At 71.5% G+C, this 19380-nt stretch carries 19 protein-coding genes and 1 pseudogene; 13 read left to right on the plus strand and 7 right to left on the minus strand.

The window, feature by feature from the left end; all coding sequences use genetic code 11:
- Nucleotides 1-91: 91 nt before the first annotated feature.
- On the minus strand, nt 92-535 hold the full coding sequence (locus tag ACWEN0_RS49385) for an Lrp/AsnC family transcriptional regulator (protein WP_451988701.1): 444 nt from the start codon (nt 533-535) through the stop codon (nt 92-94).
- 110 nt (nt 536-645) lie between these two features.
- Between ACWEN0_RS49385 and ACWEN0_RS49390 the strand changes: the two genes are divergently transcribed.
- From ACWEN0_RS49390 to ACWEN0_RS49415, 6 genes are all read left to right on the plus strand, one after another.
- Nucleotides 646-1074: a rhodanese-like domain-containing protein gene (locus tag ACWEN0_RS49390; RefSeq protein WP_451988702.1), complete on the plus strand. Its 429-nt coding sequence runs from the start codon at nt 646-648 to the stop codon at nt 1072-1074.
- A gap of 19 nt (nt 1075-1093) precedes the next feature.
- The gene (locus ACWEN0_RS49395; RefSeq protein ID WP_451988703.1) at nt 1094-1843 is read left to right on the plus strand and encodes a type 1 glutamine amidotransferase; all 750 of its coding nucleotides are present in this window, start codon (nt 1094-1096) and stop codon (nt 1841-1843) included.
- Between the two features lie 95 nt (nt 1844-1938).
- On the plus strand, nt 1939-3066 hold the full coding sequence (locus ACWEN0_RS49400; RefSeq protein ID WP_451988704.1) for an anion permease: 1128 nt from the start codon (nt 1939-1941) through the stop codon (nt 3064-3066).
- A 22-nt stretch (nt 3067-3088) separates the two neighbouring features.
- Nucleotides 3089-6064: a bifunctional [glutamine synthetase] adenylyltransferase/[glutamine synthetase]-adenylyl-L-tyrosine phosphorylase gene (locus ACWEN0_RS49405; protein ID WP_451988705.1), complete on the plus strand. Its 2976-nt coding sequence runs from the start codon at nt 3089-3091 to the stop codon at nt 6062-6064.
- 13 nt (nt 6065-6077) lie between these two features.
- The gene (locus ACWEN0_RS49410) at nt 6078-6503 is read left to right on the plus strand and encodes an acyl-CoA thioesterase (RefSeq protein ID WP_451988706.1); all 426 of its coding nucleotides are present in this window, start codon (nt 6078-6080) and stop codon (nt 6501-6503) included.
- Nucleotides 6504-6628: 125 nt separating this feature from the next.
- Entirely contained in the window at nt 6629-7732 is a 1104-nt protein-coding gene (locus ACWEN0_RS49415) for an alpha/beta hydrolase (RefSeq protein WP_451988707.1), read from the plus strand.
- Here ACWEN0_RS49415 and ACWEN0_RS49420 read toward each other — a convergent pair.
- Together ACWEN0_RS49420 and glnA are read right to left on the minus strand one after the other, a co-directional pair.
- Complete coding sequence (locus ACWEN0_RS49420; RefSeq protein ID WP_451988708.1) at nt 7710-8288, minus strand: TetR/AcrR family transcriptional regulator; 579 nt, start codon at nt 8286-8288, stop codon at nt 7710-7712. The two genes, ACWEN0_RS49415 and ACWEN0_RS49420, sit on opposite strands and share 23 nt — an antisense overlap.
- A 173-nt stretch (nt 8289-8461) precedes the next feature.
- The gene (gene glnA, locus ACWEN0_RS49425) at nt 8462-9886 is read right to left on the minus strand and encodes a type I glutamate--ammonia ligase (protein ID WP_451988709.1); all 1425 of its coding nucleotides are present in this window, start codon (nt 9884-9886) and stop codon (nt 8462-8464) included.
- 269 nt (nt 9887-10155) lie between these two features.
- Here glnA and ACWEN0_RS49430 point away from each other — a divergent pair, with 269 nt between their 5' ends.
- Entirely contained in the window at nt 10156-10545 is a 390-nt protein-coding gene (locus ACWEN0_RS49430; protein ID WP_451988717.1) for an RDD family protein, read from the plus strand.
- Between the two features lie 50 nt (nt 10546-10595).
- Here the strand turns inward: ACWEN0_RS49430 and ACWEN0_RS49435 are convergent, their stop codons facing one another.
- On the minus strand, nt 10596-11324 hold the full coding sequence (locus ACWEN0_RS49435; protein WP_451988710.1) for a DUF4191 domain-containing protein: 729 nt from the start codon (nt 11322-11324) through the stop codon (nt 10596-10598).
- 56 nt (nt 11325-11380) lie between these two features.
- On the opposite strand from ACWEN0_RS49435, the gene ACWEN0_RS49440 reads away from it, so the two are divergent.
- The 6 genes from ACWEN0_RS49440 (at nt 11381) to ACWEN0_RS49465 (ending at nt 16210) form a co-directional block, all read left to right on the plus strand.
- Nucleotides 11381-13474: an ATP-dependent DNA helicase UvrD2 gene (locus tag ACWEN0_RS49440; protein ID WP_451988711.1), complete on the plus strand. Its 2094-nt coding sequence runs from the start codon at nt 11381-11383 to the stop codon at nt 13472-13474.
- A 614-nt stretch (nt 13475-14088) separates the two neighbouring features.
- The gene (locus tag ACWEN0_RS49445) at nt 14089-14346 is read left to right on the plus strand and encodes a hypothetical protein (RefSeq protein ID WP_451988712.1); all 258 of its coding nucleotides are present in this window, start codon (nt 14089-14091) and stop codon (nt 14344-14346) included.
- A gap of 150 nt (nt 14347-14496) precedes the next feature.
- On the plus strand, nt 14497-14853 hold the full coding sequence (locus ACWEN0_RS49450) for a WhiB family transcriptional regulator (RefSeq protein ID WP_285999640.1): 357 nt from the start codon (nt 14497-14499) through the stop codon (nt 14851-14853).
- A complete protein-coding gene (locus tag ACWEN0_RS49455) occupies nt 14850-15107 on the plus strand; it encodes a hypothetical protein (protein WP_451988713.1) in 258 nt (85 codons plus the stop codon). Before ACWEN0_RS49450 ends, ACWEN0_RS49455 begins: the two co-directional genes overlap by 4 nt.
- A gap of 57 nt (nt 15108-15164) precedes the next feature.
- Nucleotides 15165-16028 (plus strand): class I SAM-dependent methyltransferase, encoded by an 864-nt coding sequence (locus ACWEN0_RS49460; protein ID WP_451988714.1) that lies wholly within the window; start codon nt 15165-15167, stop codon nt 16026-16028.
- On the plus strand, nt 16025-16210 hold the full coding sequence (locus tag ACWEN0_RS49465) for a hypothetical protein (protein ID WP_451988715.1): 186 nt from the start codon (nt 16025-16027) through the stop codon (nt 16208-16210). The genes ACWEN0_RS49460 and ACWEN0_RS49465 overlap by 4 nt, the downstream gene beginning before the upstream one ends.
- Nucleotides 16211-16570: 360 nt before the next feature.
- Here ACWEN0_RS49465 and ACWEN0_RS49470 read toward each other — a convergent pair whose 3' ends face one another.
- The 3 genes and pseudogenes from ACWEN0_RS49470 to ACWEN0_RS49480 all read right to left on the minus strand — a co-directional run.
- Complete coding sequence (locus ACWEN0_RS49470; protein WP_451988716.1) at nt 16571-17455, minus strand: hypothetical protein; 885 nt, start codon at nt 17453-17455, stop codon at nt 16571-16573.
- Nucleotides 17456-17617: 162 nt separating this feature from the next.
- A complete protein-coding gene (locus ACWEN0_RS49475; protein ID WP_451988718.1) occupies nt 17618-18919 on the minus strand; it encodes an ABC1 kinase family protein in 1302 nt (433 codons plus the stop codon).
- 102 nt (nt 18920-19021) lie between these two features.
- Nucleotides 19022-19380 (minus strand): annotated as a pseudogene (locus ACWEN0_RS49480) (hypothetical protein); the annotation flags it as partial.

Consider the following 19380-nt stretch of genomic DNA (forward strand, 5'->3'; position numbering starts at 1 on the left):
CCGAAGGGTTGTGGGAGAGTAGGACACCGCCGAACTTACGTTAGGGAAGGCCCCGGTCGAGGACCAGACATGGTCCTCCCGGGGCCTTTTCTCATGCCCGCGAAACGGGACGCCGGCGCAGCGGCGACGACAGCACGAGCGACGTCGTCGTCTCGCCGTACCGCTGCACCTTTTCGACGAGCTCCTCCAGCTCCGCCGTGTCCCGGCACAGCACCCGCAGGATCCAGCACTCGTCCCCGGTGATGTGATCCGCGGCGACGACCTGCACCAGCGGCAACACCGCCGTCCGGAACCGGGGCGTGTCCAGGCTCCGCACCCGGGCCCGCACCAGCGCCTCGATCGGCAGCCCCAGCTTCGACGTGTCCACGTGCGCCCCGTACCCCGTGATCACGCCACGCTCCTCGAGACGGCGGACCCGTTCCGTCACCGCCGAACCCGACAGCGACACCCGCCGGCCCAGCTCCGTGAAACTCAGCCGGCCGTCCGCCTGGAGGAGCTCCAGCAGGTGCCAGTCGACATCGTCGAGGGGGTCCACCGCAACTCTCCCGGGCTCGCAGGGCCAACACGCGGAAATCCCCGGCCGGCAGGGGCTCCCACCCCGATTCTGCCCTGTGCCGGGAACGTCCTCACCAGCAGGATTTACCCATGACCACCGCACGCACGCTCACCGTCCCCGCGCCGGCCCCGGCCGCAGCCGTGACCTACTTCGGCGCCGAACTGGCCTTCGAGGTCGACCCCGACGACCTGGTCCGCGACCTCGAGGCCGGCCACACCGACGGCTACGTCGTCGTCGAGACGCGGGCCGAAGAAGCCTTCCTCGAGGCTCGCATCCCCGGCGCGATCAACCTGCCCTACCGCGACCTGACGCCCGAGACGACCGCGCACCTCGACAAGGGCCTCGTCTACGTCTGCTACTGCGAGAGCACCAACTGCAACGCCGCCACCAAGGGTGCGCTCAAGCTCGCCGGGCTCGGGTTCCGCGTCAAGCGGCTCTCCGGCGGCATCACCGCCTGGATCGCCGCCGGCTACCCCGTCGAGGGCACTCCCCGAGGCGGGATCCGCTGCGCGTGCTGAGGCACCTACCCTGAAAAGCGTGACCCGATTGCTCATCATCCAGCCGGACGCGTCGGACCCGCTCGGCCCGCTCGGCGACTGGTTGACCGAGGCCGGTGCGGAGCTGGACGTCCGCCTGCCGCCGGCCGACGACCTGCCCGGTGACGTCGACGGCTACCAGGGGGTCGTCGTCCTCGGCGGCGGCATGGCCGCGGAGGACGACGAGAAGCACCCGTGGCTCGCCGACGTGCGACGGCTGCTCTCGAAAGCCGCGATGGCGAAACGGCCGACGCTCGGGATCTGCCTCGGCGCCCAGCTGCTGGCCGTCGCCACCGGCGGGCGCGTCGAGGTCGGCCGGGACGGCCCGGAGGTCGGCCCGCAGCTGGTGGCCAAAAAGGACGCGGCGTGGACCGACCCGCTCTTCGCCGAGCTGCCGCTCATGCAGGACGTCCTCCAGTTCCACAACGACGCGATCACCCGGCTCCCGCCCGGCGCCGAGCTGCTCGCGTCCGCGCCGCGCTACCCGCACCAGGCTTTCCGGTTGAACCGTTGTGTCTACGGTGTCCAGTTCCACATCGAGACGACACCCGCCGTCGTCGAGAGCTGGGCCGAAGATGAGCCCGAGATGGCGGAATTCGCCCGTCCGGGCTCACTCGGGCACGACAAGCTGATCGCTGTGCACGCCGACATCGAGGAAACCTGGCGTCCGTTCGCGCAGCGGTTCGTCCGGTTGGCCGCCGGAGAGCTCGAACCCGCCGCCGACAGTCAACACTCGTTACCGCTGGCTTAACGGCTGATGTCACAACCAGCAACAGCCTGTTAACGGCAGGCGTCACCCTTCAGGTACCTTGCGGGAGGAGTCCCCACAAGGGTTCGGAGGTCGGGGTGGAGCCCTCGTTGCTGGTCGTGATCGTCGTCGTCACGGCCCTGGTATTCGATTTCACGAACGGGTTCCACGACACCGCGAACTCGATGGCGACGTCGATCGCCACCGGGGCCCTCAAGCCCCGGGTGGCCGTCGCGATCTCCGCGGTGCTGAACCTGGTCGGCGCGTTCCTGTCGGTCGAGGTCGCCAAGACGATCTCGAGCGGCCTGGTGGACGACACGAAGATCGGCCCGTCGATCGTCTTCGGCGGGCTGATCGGCGCGATCGTCTGGAACCTCGTGACGTGGTTCGTCGGCCTGCCGTCGAGCTCGTCGCACGCCCTCTTCGGCGGCCTGATCGGCGCCACCTGGATCTCGGCGGGCACCGGCTCGGTCCACTTCGGAAAGATCTTCGAAAAGGTCCTGGTGCCGGCCGCCGCGAGCCCGGTGATCGCCGGCGTCGTCGCGATGGGCGGGACGTACCTGGTCTACCGCTTCCTCGTCCGGAACCGCCCGGCCACGCGCGGGTTCAAGGTCGGCCAGATCGTCTCGGCTTCGCTCGTCTCGCTCGCGCACGGCACCAACGACGCGCAGAAGACGATGGGCGTCATCACGCTCACGCTCGTCAGCGCGGGCAGTCTGGCGCCGGGCTCGGCGCCACCCGCCTGGGTGATCATCAGCGCCGCGTGCGCGCTCGCGCTCGGCACCTACCTCGGCGGCTGGCGCATCACCCACACCCTCGGCAAGGGCCTGACCGACATCGAGGGCCCGCAGGGCTTCGCCGCCCAGACGAGCTCGGCGCTGGTCATCCTGGTCTCCTCGCGGCTGGGCTTCCCGCTGTCGACGACGCACGTGTGCTCCGGCGGCATCGTCGGCTCCGGCGTCGGCCGCCGCGAGGCGCCGGTGCGCTGGCGGATGGCGGGCCGGATGGTCGTCGCGTGGCTGTTCACGCTGCCCGCCGCCGCGATCGTCGGCGCCGTCTCCGGCAAGATCGCTTCGCTCGGCACCGCGGGCACCATCGCCGTCGGCGTCATCGGGATCGGTGTCGGCCTCGGCATCTACGTCCTTTCGCGGCGCCACCCCGTCACCGCGCACAGCTTCCAGGTGCCGGAGCCGACACCGGCCGAACCGGGCCGCCTCGCCGCCTGAGCCCGGACTACGGTGGTCGGTGATGGCAGACCGAGCGCGAACGACCGCTTCGGCGGCGAGGTACGGCTTCACCGATTCCCGTGCCGAGGACCAGTTGCGCGCGGCCGGCTGGTGGGCCGACGCCGGCCCGGTCGACGCGGCGGCCGACGTGCTCGCGGCGTTGTCGCGCGCCGCGGACCCCGACCTCGCGCTGCACGGTCTCGACCGGATCCGCGAGGCCGACGACGGCGAGTGGGCGCAGCTCGAAGAGAAGCTGCGCGCCGACCGGACCTTCCGCGGCCGGCTCCTCGGCGTGCTCGGGACGTCGAGCGCGCTCGCCGACTTCCTCGCCGCCCATCCCGAGCAGTGGCATTCGCTCACCGGCGACAAGTGCACCGACCCCGAGTGCTACCGGGACGCCCTGCGCACGGCGCTCGTGCACGACGACGGTTCGGTGCTGACCGGGCTCGACGCCGAGCAGGCGCTCAAGATCGCCTACCGCCGCGAGCTGCTCGGCATCGCCGCGGCGGACCTCGGGCACCTCGTCGAGGCCGGGCTCGACCACCCGCACTACGCCGACATCGCGGCGCAGCTGACCGAGCTGGCCGAGGCCGCGCTCGCCGCCGGGCTCGTCGTCGCCGAGGCCGAGGTCGGTGCAGCCGCGGAAGGCCGGCTGGCGATCATCGCGATGGGCAAGTGCGGCGGCCGGGAGCTCAACTACGTCAGCGACGTCGACGTCATCTTCGCCGCGTCGGACGAGATCGGCGTCGCCACGCGGCTGGCGAGCACGATGATGCGCGTCGTCGGGAAGGCGTGCTTCGAGGTCGACGCCGCGCTGCGCCCCGAGGGCAAGGCGGGCGCGCTGGTCCGCACGCTGGAAAGCCACCTGGGCTACTACCGGAAGTGGGCCAAGACCTGGGAGTTCCAGGCGCTGCTCAAGGCACGTCCGGTGGCGGGCGACGCCGAGCTGGGCCGGCAGTACGCCGAAATGGTCGCGCCGCTGGTGTGGTCGGCGGCCGACCGCGAGAACTTCGTCGGCGAGGTGCAGCAGATGCGCCGCCGCGTCGAGGGGCACGTGCCGTCCGAACACGCCGAGCGCGAGCTCAAGCTGGGCCGCGGCGGGCTGCGGGACGTCGAGTTCGCGGTGCAGCTGCTGCAGCTCGTGCACGGCCGCGTCGACGCGGACCTGCGCTCACCGTCCACGATGGACGCGCTCGCCGCGCTCGGCGAGGGCGGTTACGTCGGCCGGCAGGACGCGGCCGAGCTGGGCGCGTCGTACGAGTTCCTGCGGATGATCGAGCACCGGCTGCAGCTGCGGCGGCTGCGCCGGACGCACCTGTTCCCGGCGGCGTCGGACACCGACGAGCTGCGCATCCTCGCCCGCGCCAGCGGGATCAAGGGCAGCGGCGGCAAGACCGCGGGTGAGGCGCTGCTGGCGGAGTTCCGCAAGCACGGCAAGGGAATCCGGCGCCTGCACGAAAAGATCTTCTACCGGCCGCTGCTGCAGTCCGTCGCGAACGTGCCGACCGAGGCGCTGCGCCTGACCACCAAGCAGGCGGCCAGCCGGCTGGCCGCGCTCGGCTACACCGCGCCCGACGGCGCTCTCCAGCACATCAAGGCCCTCACTTCGGGGGTCTCGCGGCGCGCGGCGATCCAGCAGGCGCTGCTGCCGGTGCTGCTCGACCTCCTGGCCGACACCCCCGATCCCGACGGCGGGCTGCTGTCGTACCGGAAGGTGTCGGAGGCGCTCGAGGACACCCCGTGGTACCTGCGGGTGCTGCGCGACGAGGGCACGGTGGTCGAGAACCTGGCGGCGCTGCTGGGCACGTCGCGGCTGGTGCCGGACCTGCTCGTCCGCGCGCCGGAAGTGCTGCGGCTGCTCGGCGATCCGGCCCGGCTGCTGGGCCGCACGCCGGCCGAGGTGGCGACGTCGCTGCGGGCCGCCGTCCGCCGTCAGCCGGGGTTGAACGCCGCCGTCGCGGCCGCGCGTTCGCTGCGGCGGCACGAGATGCTGCGCGTCGCGTGCGCGGACCTGCTGGGCCTGCTCGACGTGCCCGCGGTGTGCGAGGCGCTGTCTTCGGTTTGGGTCGCGGTCCTGCAGGGCGCGCTGGCCGCGGCGTTCCGCCAGCGCCAGGCCGAGCTGGGCAAGACGCCCGCGCGGATCGCCGTGATCGGGATGGGCCGGCTGGGCGGCGCCGAACTCGGCTACGGCTCCGACGCCGATGTCCTCTTCGTCTGCGAAGCGTCCGAAGGGGTCTCGGACGCCGACGCCGTGAAGTTCGCTTCGTCGGTCGCAGAGACGGTCCGGAAGATGCTGGGCGCGCCGAGCTCGGATCCGGCCCTGGTGGTCGACGCCGACCTGCGGCCGGAGGGGCGGAGCGGGCCGCTGGTGCGGACGCTCGAGTCGTACCGCACCTACTACGCGCGCTGGGGCGAGGTGTGGGAGGCGCAGGCGCTGCTGCGGGCCCGGTTCGTCGCGGGTGACGAGGACCTCGGCGAGCGGTTCATCGCGATGATCGACCCGATCCGCTACCCCGAAGGCGGCCTGGACGCGACGAAGGCGCGCGAGATCCGCCGCATCAAGGCCCGGGTCGAGACCGAGCGGATGCCGCGCGGTGCCGACCCGACGCGTCACACGAAACTGGGCCGCGGCGGCCTCGCCGACGTCGAGTGGACGGTCCAGCTGCTGCAGCTGCAGCACGCGCACGCGGTCCCCGGCCTGCGGACGACGTCGACGCTCGACGCGCTGGCCTGCCTGCCTTCGGCCGGCCTGGCCGAACAGTCCGAAGCGGACTCGCTGCGTGAGGCGTGGCTGCTGGCGACGCGGGTGCGCAACGCGGGGATGCTGGTGCGCGGCAAGGCGGTCGACGAGGTCCCGGGCTCGGGCCGCGACCTGGCGGCGGTGGCCCGGGTGCTCGGCCAGTCCCCGGTCGACGACCCCGGCGAGTTCCTGGACACCTACCGCCGCATCACGCGCCGGGCGCACACGGTGGTGGAGCACCTGTTCTACGAGGCGTGATTACAGTGGAGCGGTGACTGTGCGAGAGCCGTTCCGGACCCGGATCAAGGTCCGGCACTACGAGTTGGACACCCTGGGCCACCTCAACCACGCCGTGTACCACTCCTACGGCGAGGTATCCCGCCTCGAGCTGCTCGAAGCGGCGGGCGCGCTCGAAGGCCTGGGCAACGTCGCTTCGGTGCTGCTGGAGACGAACGTGGTGTTCCGCCGCGAGCTGCGCGCGGGCGACGAGGTCGACGTGACGTGCGACGTCAAGTTCGGCAGCGGCAAGACGTTCAAGATGGACTCGAACATCTACAAGCTCGACGGCACGCTGGCCGCGGAGATCACCTGCACGCTCGGGCTGATGGACCTGGAGATCCGCAAGCTGGTCGCGGACCCGCGAGGCGCGTTCGAGGCCGCTGGGGCGGACCTGAAGGTGCTGTCGACCTCGGAATAACGAAACCTGCCTCCTCGCTGTCCAGCCAGTTTTCTTGACTTCCAATCAAGAGGCGGCCTAGCCTTCGCGTCAACTTGCTCTTGATCGCGAGTCAAGAGCGGCGGGCGAGTTGACCAAGGTAGGCGATGGAAGCTTCGGCGGAGAAGAGCGGCGACACTGCGTCGGTGCGGCAGGACGTGTGGTTCGAGTCCGGGGGCGTGCGGTGCGCGGCGTGGCTGTACACGCCGGCAGCGGAAGGCGGGCCTCGGCCGCTGGTGGTCATGGCGCACGGGCTGGGTGCGGTGCGGGAGTGGCGGCTGGACGCGTTCGCGGAGCGGTTCGCCGCGCAGGGGTGGGTGGTGCTGGTGTTCGACTACCGGTACCTGGGAGCCAGTGAAGGATCTCCCCGGCAGCTGCTCGACATCGGCGACCAGCTCGACGACTGGCGGGCGGCGCTGGCCTATGGCCGGTCCCTGCCGGAGGTCGACCCCGACCGGATCGCGGTGTGGGGGACCTCGTTCGGCGGCGGGCACGTGCTGCGCATCGCCGGCGAGGACCACGGCGTGGCCGCGGTGGTGGCCCAGTGTCCGTTCACCGACGGTCCGGCGTCGTTGCTCTCCCGCTTCCGGGCCGGCCCGGTGAGCATGGCCGGGCTCGTCATCGCCGCGCTGCTCGACGTCGTCGGGTCGGTGTTCGGCGCGAGACCGGTGCTGGCTCCGGTGGTCGGGGTGTGGTGGATGCCCGCCTTCCTGGTGTCGCCGACCGCGATCGCCGCGGCGTCCCAGCTGATCCCGGCGGGGTCTCGGCTCTCGCCTCGCACCGCCGGGGTCCTGGCCCGGATCCCCGCCGTGGGCAAGGGGTTGTCCGCGACCGTCGAGACGGGTGGTCAGCCGTTCCGCCCTGGCGACACCGCTGTCGGCCGCGACACGATCTGGGGCGTCATGATGGGCCCGGACGGCGGTGACAGTGCCAACGCGGTCGCGGCCCGGCTTGCGTTGTGGTTGCCGCTGTACCGGCCGGGCAAGGACCTGCGCAAGATCGCCGCGGCGACCTTGTTGTGCGTGTGCGACGACGACCGCGCTGCCCCGGCGCGCACCACGGCCCGCCTCGCGGCCGGGCAGGACCACGTCCAGGTCAACCACTACGACGGTGACCACTTCGACATCTACGTCGGTGACCTGTTCGAGCGGGCCGTCGCGGACCAGATCCAGTTCCTCGCGGCGCGGTTCACGCCCGCGGCGATCCGGTAGCCGGCGCGGCGGCGATGCCGCGGGCACTGCGGACCAACGTCTCGACGACGGCGCGGTCACCCGCGGCGTCGCCTGCGTGGGTCAGCATGCCTTCGACGACGAACACCCCGATCCGGGTCATCGCGGCCTGCTCGGTCTCCGGCACGCCCAACGCGGCCAGGTGCCACCGCAGGATCGTCTCCACCTGCGCGTGGAAACCGTCGTGCCACCCCCGCAACGCCTCCGATGCCGCGACCCTGGCGTGCACCGTCGTGATCAGCCGGTCGACCCGCCGCAGCTCGGTGACTGCCCACAGCAACTGCTCGACCGGTGACCCGGCCGAGCGTTCGGCCACGCCGGCCAGGAACTGCGCGAACAGCGCGTCCAGGACAGCGACCAGTACCTCGTCCTTGTCCTTGAAGTACCAGTAGACGGTGTTGGAGGTGACCCCCGCTTCGCGTCCGATCCGCGCCACCGTCGTGAGGTCGTAGCCTTCCTCCACGAACAACCGCGTGGCCGCGGCGACGATCTCACCGCGCTTCTCTTCCCGGTCCTGCGGGCGTCGGTTACGCGGCATCCCCCACCTGGCCAGATCGGTCACGCTGGAACAAGGAACGGGACGGCGGTCGGGGTGTTCCCCTCGACCGCCGTCCCGTGTCTGCTGGGCCGTCACCTGGTGACCTTCACAGCCTGGTGACGGCCTGGCGGGGGCTCGGACCAGTGAAATGCCTGGTCAAAGCCCCGCGCCGATCACACGTCGTAGTACAGAGCGAACTCGTACGGGTGCGGGCGCAGGCGCAGCGGGTCGATCTCGTTTTCGCGCTTGTACGAGATCCACGTGTCGATCACGTCCGGCGTGAACACGCCGCCCTCGAGGAGGTAGTCGTGGTCCGCCTCCAGGGTGTCCAGCACCGTGCCGAGGTCGCCCGGGACCAGCTTGACGTCCTTGGCCTCCTCCGGCGGGAGCTCGTAGAGGTCCTTGTCGATGGGGTCCGGCGGCTCGATCTTGTTCTTGATGCCGTCGAGGCCGGCCATCATCATCGCCGAGAACGCCAGGTACGGGTTGCCCGACGAGTCCGGGCAGCGGAACTCGGCGCGCTTCGCCTTCGGGTTGTTGCCCGTGATCGGGATGCGGACGCAGGCCGAGCGGTTGCGCTGCGAGTAGACCAGCGAAACCGGCGCCTCGAAGCCCGGGACCAGGCGGTGGTAGGAGTTCACCGTCGGGTTCGTGAAGGCCAGGAGGCTCGGCGCGTGCTTGAGCAGGCCGCCGATGTAGTGGCGCGCGGTGTCCGACAGGCCGGCGTAGCCCGACTCGTCGTGGAACAGCGGCTGGCCGTCCTTCCACAGCGACTGGTGGCAGTGCATGCCCGAGCCGTTGTCGCCGGCCAGCGGCTTCGGCATGAACGTCGCCGTCTTGCCCGCCGCGAACACCGTGTTCTTCACGATGTACTTGAACAGCTGCAGGTCGTCGGCCGCGTGCAGCAGCGTGTTGAACTTGTAGTTGATCTCGGTCTGGCCGGCGGTGCCCACCTCGTGGTGCGCGCGCTCGATCTCGAAGCCCGAGTTCGTCAGGTTGCGGACGATGTCGTCGCGCAGGTCGGCGAAGTGGTCGACCGGCGGGACCGGGAAGTAGCCGCCCTTGAACTTCGTCTTGTAGCCCTGGTTGCCGCCGGCCTCGTCGGCGCCGGTGTTCCACCAGCCCTCGATCGAGTCGATCTCGTGGAAGGAGGCGTGCTCGGCGGAGTCGAAGCGGACCGAGTCGAAGATGTAGAACTCGGCTTCGGGGCCGAAGTACACGTTGTCGGCGACGCCGTACTCGGCGATGTACTGCTCGGCCTTGCGCGCGATGTTGCGCGGGTCACGGCTGTACGCCTCGCGCGTGAACGGGTCGTGCACGAAGAAGTTGAGCGCGAGCGTCTTCGCCTTGCGGAACGGGTCGATCCGAGCCGTCGCCGCGTCGGGCAGCAGCAGCATGTCGGACTCGTGGATCGACTGGAAGCCACGCACCGAGGAGCCGTCGAACGCGAGGCCTTCTTCGAAGGCTTCTTCCGTAAAGGCCTTCGCGGGGACCGTGAAGTGCTGCATCACGCCGGGGAGGTCGCAGAACTGGACGTCGACTACCTCGACGTCCTCATCGGCGATGAGGCGCTGGATGTCGTCTGGAGTAGTGGGCACCCTCGGTGACTCCTTCTCGTTCGAGCTCGTACGGCAGTGCTCTCTTCGGCTCACGCTAAAAGTGCGGTGTTGCCCGACCGTCACCCATATGTTTCGCCGGTGTTAACGGGTGGTCGATTTCGGGTATCCGACCAGGTCGGATGTGGTCCGCGCCACCGGCATACCCTAGACGGGTGGCGAGATGGACCGGTGAATGGCTGCCCGGCACCGGCGAGGGCCGGCCGGGCACTGATCAAGAGGCCCCGCGTTGGCCGGGCGAGAAGTTCGGTTTGCCCGAATCGGGTGTCGGTTCGGCGGCGAGCGGCGGCGCCCGCCTGCTCGGGCTGATCCTCGACCTCGTGATCGCCGCCCTGGTCACGGCCATCTTCCTGCACCCGAGCCTGCAGGACCCGGCCGCGATGCAGAACTTCAACCTCTGGTCCGGCGGCGTCTGGGCGGTCATCTCGGTGATCTCCGCCGGCTTCTTCGGCTTCACCCCCGGCATGGGTGTCGTCGGCGTCCGCGTCGCCCGGCTCGACGGCGCCGCGCTGGTCGGGCCGCTGCGGGCGCTGGTGCGGGCGGCCCTGACGTTCGTCCTCATCCCGGCCGCGGTCCGCAACGCCGACGGCCGCAGCTGGCTCGACCGGCTGACCGGCACGGTCGTCATCAGGATGCGCTGAACGACGAAGGCCCCGTCCGGTTCGGACGGGGCCTTCGTCGTACGCGGGGGTCAGCGGCGGCGGATCGTGCGCTGGACGTTGCGCATCTTCGCGCCGGCGGGCATCGGGCCCTTCGGCATCGCCGCGCCGCGGTTGCCGAGCGCGGCCAGCTTCGCCTCGAGCGCGTCGACCTGGGCCGGCTTGAGGTTGCGCGGGAGCTTCATCAGGAAGCCCTGGAGCTTCTTCAGCGGGATCTGACCCTCTTCGTGGCCGATCGTCACGTCGTAGATCGGGGTGTCGCCGACCAAGCGGGAGACGCGCTTCTTCTCCTGGGCGAGCAGCGTCTTGACGCGGTGCTGCGCGCCCTCGGCGACGAGCACCACACCCGGGCCGCCGAGCACGCGGTGCACGGCGTCGAGCTGCGTCGTCGCGGCGACGGTCGGCGTCACCTTCCACTTGCCGCGCAGGTTCTCCAGCGCCCACGCCGCGGCGCCGGGCTGGCCGTCGGCCTTCGAATAGACCGTCTTCTGGACGCGGCGGCCGAAGATGATCATGGCGAGCAGGCCGCCGAGGATCAGGCCCAGCGGCAGCAGCACCCACTGCGAGTTGAAGAGGAACCCGATCCCGAACAGGACGCCGGCGACGACCACGATCGCGCCGACCATCCACGGGATGAGCCACGGGTCTTCCTTGCGCTGCATCTTGAAGGCTTCGAAGAGCTGGCCACGGCGTGCCTTGCTCGCCGCGCGCTTCTCCTTCTTGGCCTGCTTGGCCGCTTCCTTGTCCTGCTGTCCCGCCATATGACCAGGATACGGCCGCGTGCCCCTGCCCCGATTCCCCGTCCCCCTCTGCGAGGATGCCGGACGTGACCGGCGTACTTTCCCCCAAGAGCCTGAACCGTCTGCTCGATGGTCTCGACCCCGAGCAGCGCGCCGCCGCCAGTGCCCCGCGGGGCCCGGTCTGCGTGCTCGCCGGGGCCGGCACGGGCAAGACCCGCACGATCACCCACCGGATCGCGCACCTGGTGCGGTCGGGGCACGTCTCCGCCGGTCAGGTGCTCGCCGTCACCTTCACGACGCGTGCCGCGGGGGAGATGCGGACCCGGTTGCGCGGCCTCGGCGTCGACGCCGCGCAGGCCCTGACCTTCCACGCCGCCGCCCGCCGCCAGCTGCGGTACTTCTGGCCGCGCGTGGTCGGCGACCGGCCGTGGGACCTGATGGAGAACAAGCTGCGGTTCGTCGGCCAGGCCGCGAACCGGGCCAAGCTCGGCACCGAGATCGAGGTCCTGCGTGACCTGGCGAGCGAGATCGAGTGGGCCAAGGCGTCGCTGGTCAGCCCGGACGACTACCCGGCCGTCACCGCGCGCGCCCAGCGCGACATCCCGGCGCCGGCCGCGCAGATCGCGCAGGTTTACCGCACGTACGAAGAACTGAAGAACGCCGCGCAGGTGCTCGACTTCGACGACCTCCTGCTGCACACGACGGCGACGCTCGAGGAGCACGGCGTCGTCGCCGAGGAGTTCCGCGACCGCTACCGCTGCTTCGTCGTCGACGAGTACCAGGACGTCACGCCGCTGCAGCAGCGCCTGCTCGACGCGTGGCTCGGCGGCCGCGACGACCTGACCGTCGTCGGCGACGCGAACCAGACCATCTACTCCTTCGGTGGCGCGTCGCCGCGCCCGCTGCTCGAGTTCACCCGGCGCTACCCGGACGCCACCGTCGTCCGGCTCGAGCGCGACTACCGGTCGACACCCGAGGTCGTCGCGCTGGCGAACCGCGTGATCGGAGCCGCGCGCGGCCGGCCGGCGGGTTCGCGGCTGAAGCTGATCGGCCAGCGCCCGCCGGGCCCGGAGCCGCGCTTCGCCGAGTTCGACGACGAGGCCGTCGAGGCCGAAGCCGTCGCGCGGCGGGTGCGCGAGCTGCTGGACGGCGGGGTTGCGGCGAGCGAGATCGCCGTGCTGTACCGGGTCAACGCCCAGTCCGAGGCGTACGAGTCGGCGCTGACCGAGGCCGGCATCCCGTATCTGGTTCGCGGCGGCGAGCGGTTCTTCAACCGCACGGAGGTCCGGCAGGCGATGTCCGCGCTGCGGGCCGCGAGCGGCGACGGCAGCTCCGACCTGGTCACGACGGTGCGCTCGGTGCTCGCGCGCGTCGGGCTCACCGAGTCGCCGCCCGCCGGTGGTGCCGCGAAGGAGCGGTGGGACGCGCTCCTGGCGATCGTCGAGCTGGCCGAGGAGCTGGCGGCGCAGGTCGGGGACGCGGACCTGCCGCGCTTCTGCGCCGAGCTGGACCAGCGCGCGGCGGCCCAGCACCCGCCGACGGTCGAGGGCGTGACGCTGGCGTCCCTGCACGCGGCGAAGGGCCTGGAGTGGGACGCGGTGTTCCTGGTCGGCCTCGCCGAGGGGACGGTCCCGATCCTGCACGCGGGCGACGACGAAGCGGCGATCGAGGAGGAGCGCCGGCTGTTCTACGTCGGCGTGACGCGGGCCCGCGAGCACCTGTGGCTGTCGTGGGCGCTGGCCCGCACCCCGGGCGGCCGCCGCAACCGCCGCCGCAGCCGGTTCCTGTACGGCCTGATCCCCGAGGACCACCCGGCCGCCCGCGCGGCGCGTTCCCAGGCGAAGCCGTCGACGCCGATCAAGACCCGCTGCCGCGTCTGCGGCGGCCCGCTGCTGGAGACCCTCGAAGTGAAGCTGGGCCGCTGCGGCCGGTGCCCGTCTTCGGTGGACGAGGGCCTGCTGGAGCGCCTGAAGTCCTGGCGCGGCGACCGGGCCCGCGAGCTGAAGGTGCCGGCGTTCGTGGTGTTCACGGACGCGACCCTGATGGCGATCGCCGAGCAACGCCCGACGGACGAGTCGGCCCTGGTGTCGATCTCGGGAATCGGCGCGACGAAGCTCGAGCGCTTCGGCGCGGAGATCCTGGGCGTGGTCCGCGCGTCGGCCGCATCCTGACGGCTGGGGGTAGGCCGAGGCTTTGTCGTGCGACTCGTCGGGGCTTTGGTCGGCGGGTGGTTCGGCGCGCACGGTCGGCGGCCTGGACTCGCGGCGGTTGGCTTGGCCGGGGCTTTGGTCGGCGAGCGCGGTCGGCGGGTCGGGCCTGTGGCGGGGTGGCTTGGCCGGGGTTTCGGTCGGCGGGTGGTTCGGCGCGCACGGTCGGCGGCCTGGACTCGCGGCGGTTGGCTTGGCCGGGGGCTTTGGTCGGCGGTGGTTCGTCGGGCGTCATCGGCGGGTCCGGGCCGGCAGTGGTTGGCAAGCCTCGATGGGTGGTTCGGGGAGCGGTGATCGTGCGACACTGGCCGCCCTCGCGGGTTCGCGTGGTGTCGGGCGCGCTTGCCGTGTGCTGCTGCGATGCCGGGTTGACCGCGTGCGAGCCATGATCGACGCGGCGAACCCGCTGCTCAGGGGCGATCTTCGTAACTTCGAGGATTTTCCCGTTAATTGAGTTGCCCCCATGTGGTGGGGAGCAATAACCTGCCAGTACCGAGCCCGAAGGGCTCGGCTGGGGATCCACTGGAAGCGCCGCTCGGCGGCCGTGTGTGCAGAGTACAGAAGGAGGTGCCGGTGAAATGATCAGCAACATGACGCTCACGAACCCGGGCACCCGTCTGTCCTGCGCCGCGGAAGTCGCGGCCGCTCCGCGCCCGGGCACCGCTGTGTCCGTGAGCGCGCACGAGATCCGTGGCATGCGTCGCGTCGAGCGTCGTTGGGCCACCGGTGTCGTCGTCTTCGGGACGCAGGGCGTTCTCGCCGCGTACTCGCAGGCCGATCTGCCGACCATCAAGCAGTTCCGTGTTCCGTTGTCGATACGGGAGCGAAGTTCCTGACCTAGTCAGGACACGAGGCTCACGAAGGCCGCGGAACCGGAAACCCCGGATCCGCGGCCTTCGTGTTTTTGGCTGCACAACCCAAGAGGACCAGCATTGCCCAGCTCCATCTCCCAACCGAAAACCCGTGCGACACAAGGAGGAACTGCCATGTCTTCGGCCATCGCCTACACCTCGGGTGAGGCAATATTCGCCGACCTGCTCGACCCGATCGCCGTGCCGGACGCGGCTCTGCCCTGCCGTTCGGGCGACGCGGACCTGTGGTTCGCCGAGTCCCCGGCCGAGCTCGAGCGCGCGAAGGCGCAGTGCGCCGACTGCCCGGTCCGCGAGGCCTGCCTCGCGGGTGCCCTGGCCCGGCGCGAGCCGTGGGGCGTCTGGGGCGGCGAGATCTTCGAGCGCGGCGTCGTGATCGCGCGCAAGCGGCCCCGTGGCCGCCCGCGCAAGAACGCCGCTGTCGAGCCCGCCGCGGCCAAGGCCGGCGGCGACCACCGGAGCGCCGCCGCATGAGCGTCGAACCGGTCACCGCGAAGGACTACGAAGCGCGGATGTGCCGTCCGCAGCTGCAACTGACGAAGACCGAGATCGAGGAGATCAGCGAGATGTTGCTTTACGAAGAACTGTCCAGGGCCCGAATACGGGATCTGGAAGAAGGGGTCCGCGCCCAGCGGGCCCGAGGTAGCGCGCGTGCCGTACGCCGCTGGACGCGAGTGGCCCGATGGGCGGCTCGGCGAGCGGAGCGGTACCAGCAGGACCAGTACTGAGCGCGAGGCCCCTGCCACCTCCGGGTGGTGGGGGCCTTGGTGCTGTTGAATGGGGTGATGTCCGTACACACCCACGACGACATCGACTGGGCGGACCGGCTCGCGCAGCTCCGGCTGGCCGACACCCTCGACGCCGACGCGCTCGCCCCCGTCGCGCGGCGGTTGCTCGGCGGACGGGCGACCGTGCTGGACGTCGGGTGCGGGGCAGGCGGGATGAGCGTCCTTTTCGCGTGTGAGCTCGCCCGCGCGGGTGGGGGCACCGTCGTGCTCCTGGACGCCACGCCCGAACTGCTCGCCGAGGCGGAGCGGGCCGTGCGCGAGGCCGCCGGCGAGGACGTCGAGGTCGTGAGCGTGCACGGGGACCTCGCCGACCCGCGGCTGGGCGAACGGGTGCCCGCCGCCGACCTCGTGTGGGCGTCGGGCGTCGTGCACCACGTCGGTGACCAGCAGGCCGCCCTGCGCACTCTCGCCGGGTTGCTGCGGCCCGGCGGGACGCTCGCCATCGGCGAGGGCGGACTCGAAATGCGGTGCCTCCCTTGGGATCTCGGGGTCGGCCGGCCCGGGCTGGAGCAACGGCTGCTCGCCGCGCGGGTCGAGTGGTTCGCCGCGATGCGGGCCGGCCTGCCGGGCAGCGTCGCGATGCCCTACGGCTGGCCGCGCGCGCTTCGCGAGGCCGGGCTCGAGGACGTCGAGTCGTTCGGGGCGCTCATCGATCACCCCATGCCCGGGTCGGACCTGCTTCGCGAGTACGTCGTGCATCGCGTCGGATGGCTCGCCGAGTCGGTCGAGGACCGGCTCGACGCCGAGGACCGCGACGCCGTCGCCGCGCTGACCGACCCGGCCGGCCCGGACTTCCTGGGCCGCCGCGACGATCTCTTCCTGCTCGGCGCCAAGGCGATCCACTGTGGACGGTTGCGGTGAGCGCCCCGGACGCGGTCGTGTGCACGCGGTGCGGGCGCACCCGCGGAGCCGACGAGGACCCGGCTACGGCGCTCGCCTGGGTTTCCAGTCGCGAGCGGGGTGCAGTGAGGTGGTTGTGCCCGGACTGCGCGCGGCAGCATGTTCGCGACATAGAAGGCAAGCTGCCCGACGAGTATTGGTGATCGATCCGCGCCGGGGAGGCTTGCCGAGGACGGCGGCGCACGCGATCACGAAGGCGACGCCGACCAGAACGGAACAGCTTCTGGCGACGGCGTAGCCGATCAGGAGCCCGCCGAGGTTGCCGGAAGCCGGCCGCGCCGGTGGATCGGCCGCCGTCTGGTGGGTGGCCGCGCGGCCGAGGAGCCGGGCCGGGCTCGCTGACGGATCAGCCGCGCGGTGGAGGGCATGGCTGATGAGGGGCCAGGCCGGCCGTGCCGATGGGTTGGGTGTGGCATTCCTGGACTGAAGGCGGCCGCTGATGGTGCGGGCCAGCCAGCTGTTTGCCCACGTCGTCCTTGCCCAGGGTGTGGTGAGGTGCCGGGTCATGCTGCGTCGCCTATCGGGGTTGTGGGGATTGCGCGGACTCGGGGGCGTCTTGTGCGGGAGGCCTCGGCGAATGCCTGGGCCAGCTCTCGGGCCACCTCGCGGGGGACCTGGCGCAGCTGGCGGACCGTGCAGCGGACCAGCACGATGCCCGTTGCCGCCAACGCCAGGTGGCTGAAGCCGCCCGTGCCCGGGCCGCAGCGGTACTGCCAGGCCAGGCCGATCTCGTCCCACCAGGCGTCCGCATCGCCGATGCGGCGGCCTCGGCGGTCGCAGATCGTGACGTCCCAGATCGGGGGTGGGAGCCGGGCCGTGTCCAGGACCTGTGTTGCCAGGCCGTGGGCCTGGATCGGGCCTTCGTCCAGCTCGCGCAGCACCTTCCGGACCACCGCCGTGCCGCGCTGGGGGCCCGCGTCCAGCTCCGCCAGCAGCTCCTGCCGGTCGCACAGGCCCCAGTACAGCGGCAACGTCAGCAGGTGCCGGATCCGCGCCGGTTCGGGGGCGGACCTCGCCAGGTCGAGTGCGGCGCGGGCCGCCGGTGCGAACGGCAGGCCGTCGACCACCACCGGCGCCGGCATGCGGGCCGTGCGCGCCGCGCTGACGCCGTCGCACGCCGCGACCCGGCAGTAGCCGGGTACCAGCAGGCGGATCTCGTCGTCCGCCGGGCACTTCACGCCGTGGGCCTGCAGTGCGTCGGCGCCCGTGATCACCACCCTCGGCCCGTAGCGCGCCAGCGCGGCGTGCAGCAGCTGCCGCCGCGTCGGGGCGCTGTTGCGCAGCAGGACGACACCGGGGTGCAGGCGGCGCCACGGCCCGCCGGGGCCGCAGAGCCGCCGGGTTCTTCGATCCGACACCCCGGCCCTGCGCAACTGTTCGAGGCTCATCACCTCGCACGTGCCGGGGTTGCTGAGGGTCAGGGGGTCAGTGCATTGAGTAGCAGCCATGCATCGAGCATGGCCGCTCGGCCAACCGGGTGGAACCCCATCCCCGCCACCTGTGGACAACTCGCCCGCATTCGGCCCCTCACGGTCCCACCTGTGGACAACTCAGGCGGCGAAGCCGGGCTGCCAGCGCTCCACGATTCCGCGGGCCGGGATCTCCGCGTCGAGCTGGCAGAGGATGCCCGTCGACCCCGCCGTGACGCGGTGGATCATCAGGTACTCCGGCGGCAGGTTCAGCGACCGCCCGACCCGGAAGTCGTTGCCGCGGCTGTCGCCGACCCGCCACGCCTGCTTCTGCATCCACCGGCGCGTGAAGTGGAACGTCGGCTTCGCCAGCGGCTCGGTGAACGGCGCCAGGTACGCGAGCACTTCGTCCGCGGTCAGGTCGCTGTCGGCGCGGATGAACCGGTTCTCCCGCAGCAGGCGCATCAGGTCGGCGGACTCGCCGTCGAGGGCCAGCCGCGTCATCTCGCCCAGGTGGCGGGGGATGCCGTCGGGCAGCCGGGCCACGCCGCCGAAGTCGATGACGCACAGCCGGTCGTCCTCGGTGATCATGAAGTTGCCCGGGTGCGGGTCCGAGTGCAACAGGTGGACGCGCTCGGGCGACGAGTAGTGGAACTCCGCCAGCAGCCGGCCGGCCAGGTTCCGGGTCTCGCGGTCGCCGTCCGCGATGACCTTGGACAACGGTGTGCCCGTGACCCACTCCGTCACGACGACCTTCGGCGCGCTGGCCACCACGCGCGGCACCAGGATGCCGGGATCGCCGTCGAAGGCCTTCGCGAACGCGCGCTGGTGCTGGGCTTCGGCCTGGTAGTCGAGCTCTTCGTTCATCCGCTCGGCGAGCTCGGCCAGCAGCGGCTTGACCTCGGTGCCGGGCACGAACGCCTGGAACAGCCTGCTGAAGCGCTGCAGCTGCCGGAGGTCGCTGCGCAACGCCTCGTCGGCGCCCGGGTACTGGACCTTGACCGCGACCTCGCGTCCGTCGTGCCAGACCGCGCGGTGCACCTGGCCGATGCTCGCGGCCGCCGCCGGCTCGTCGTCGAACGAGGCGAACCGGCTGCTCCAGGTGCGGCCCAGCTGCTCGGCCAGCACCCGGTGGGTCTGCCGGGCCGACATCGGCGGTGCCGCGGCCTGCAGCTTCGTCAGGGCTTCGCGGTACGGCTTCGCCATGTCGTCCGGCACCGCCGCCTCGAAGACGCTCAACGCCTGCCCGAACTTCATCGCCCCGCCCTTGAGCGTGCCGAGCACCTCGAACAGCTGCTCCGCGGCCTTCGCCGAGAGCGTCGCGTTCACCTGCTCCGCGCTCTGGCCCGCCAGCCGCTTGCCCCAGCCGCCCACCGCCCGCCCGGCGATGCCGAGCGGCAGGCTGGCGAGCTTGGCGGTCCGGGCGGCACCCCGGCGCGGCATCGCGGTGTCACGATCGCTTGGGTCGCGGAAGTCCTCGGTCACACCGGCGATTCTGCCTTGCATCGTCGGCGGCGCGCAGCCTGCTGGCGCGGTGTCAGTGGCCTACGTCTCCTGTTGCACGGGCTGAGCACCGCAGCCGCACAGCGGGTGCGGGGGCCAGCCGCGGTGGCGGATGCGACCGTCGAAGGCGTCGATCTCGAGGGTGGCGTTCCACGCCGGGGGTGGTGGTTCGGCTGGCGAGAACAGCCGCATGGCCTGGGCGACGGCCAGCGACGCGCAGGCGTGGACCGCGCCGAGGTCCGGCCGCTGGTGGCGGCCGGTGAGCTGGCCGGCGACGCGGGGCCAGCACGGGTCGAGGTCCGCGCCGTTTGTCGCCGCACTCGCCGTGTCTAGATGAGTGCGTGTCCCGTTCCGGCGGCTGGCTGCCGCGTGACGAGCGACCGGATGCTCAAGGCTTCGTG

This window comes from Amycolatopsis sp. NPDC004378, from assembly GCF_053602455.1.

Bases quoted from the DNA above. Each gene is read 5' to 3' on its own strand.
- ACWEN0_RS49390 (WP_451988702.1), top strand. From the start codon at position 646: ATGACCACCGCACGCACGCTCACCGTCCCCGCGCCGGCCCCGGCCGCA.
- ACWEN0_RS49420 (WP_451988708.1), bottom strand. From the start codon at position 8,288: ATGCCGCGTAACCGACGCCCGCAGGACCGGGAAGAGAAGCGCGGTGAG.
- ACWEN0_RS49455 (WP_451988713.1), top strand. From the start codon at position 14,850: ATGAGCGTCGAACCGGTCACCGCGAAGGACTACGAAGCGCGGATGTGC.
- ACWEN0_RS49435 (WP_451988710.1), bottom strand. From the start codon at position 11,324: ATGGCGGGACAGCAGGACAAGGAAGCGGCCAAGCAGGCCAAGAAGGAG.
- ACWEN0_RS49475 (WP_451988718.1), bottom strand. From the start codon at position 18,919: ATGCCGCGCCGGGGTGCCGCCCGGACCGCCAAGCTCGCCAGCCTGCCG.
- ACWEN0_RS49470 (WP_451988716.1), bottom strand. From the start codon at position 17,455: ATGAGCCTCGAACAGTTGCGCAGGGCCGGGGTGTCGGATCGAAGAACC.
- ACWEN0_RS49405 (WP_451988705.1), top strand. From the start codon at position 3,089: ATGGCAGACCGAGCGCGAACGACCGCTTCGGCGGCGAGGTACGGCTTC.
- ACWEN0_RS49450 (WP_285999640.1), top strand. From the start codon at position 14,497: ATGTCTTCGGCCATCGCCTACACCTCGGGTGAGGCAATATTCGCCGAC.
- ACWEN0_RS49415 (WP_451988707.1), top strand. From the start codon at position 6,629: ATGGAAGCTTCGGCGGAGAAGAGCGGCGACACTGCGTCGGTGCGGCAG.
- ACWEN0_RS49440 (WP_451988711.1), top strand. From the start codon at position 11,381: ATGCCGGACGTGACCGGCGTACTTTCCCCCAAGAGCCTGAACCGTCTG.
- ACWEN0_RS49460 (WP_451988714.1), top strand. From the start codon at position 15,165: ATGTCCGTACACACCCACGACGACATCGACTGGGCGGACCGGCTCGCG.
- ACWEN0_RS49445 (WP_451988712.1), top strand. From the start codon at position 14,089: ATGATCAGCAACATGACGCTCACGAACCCGGGCACCCGTCTGTCCTGC.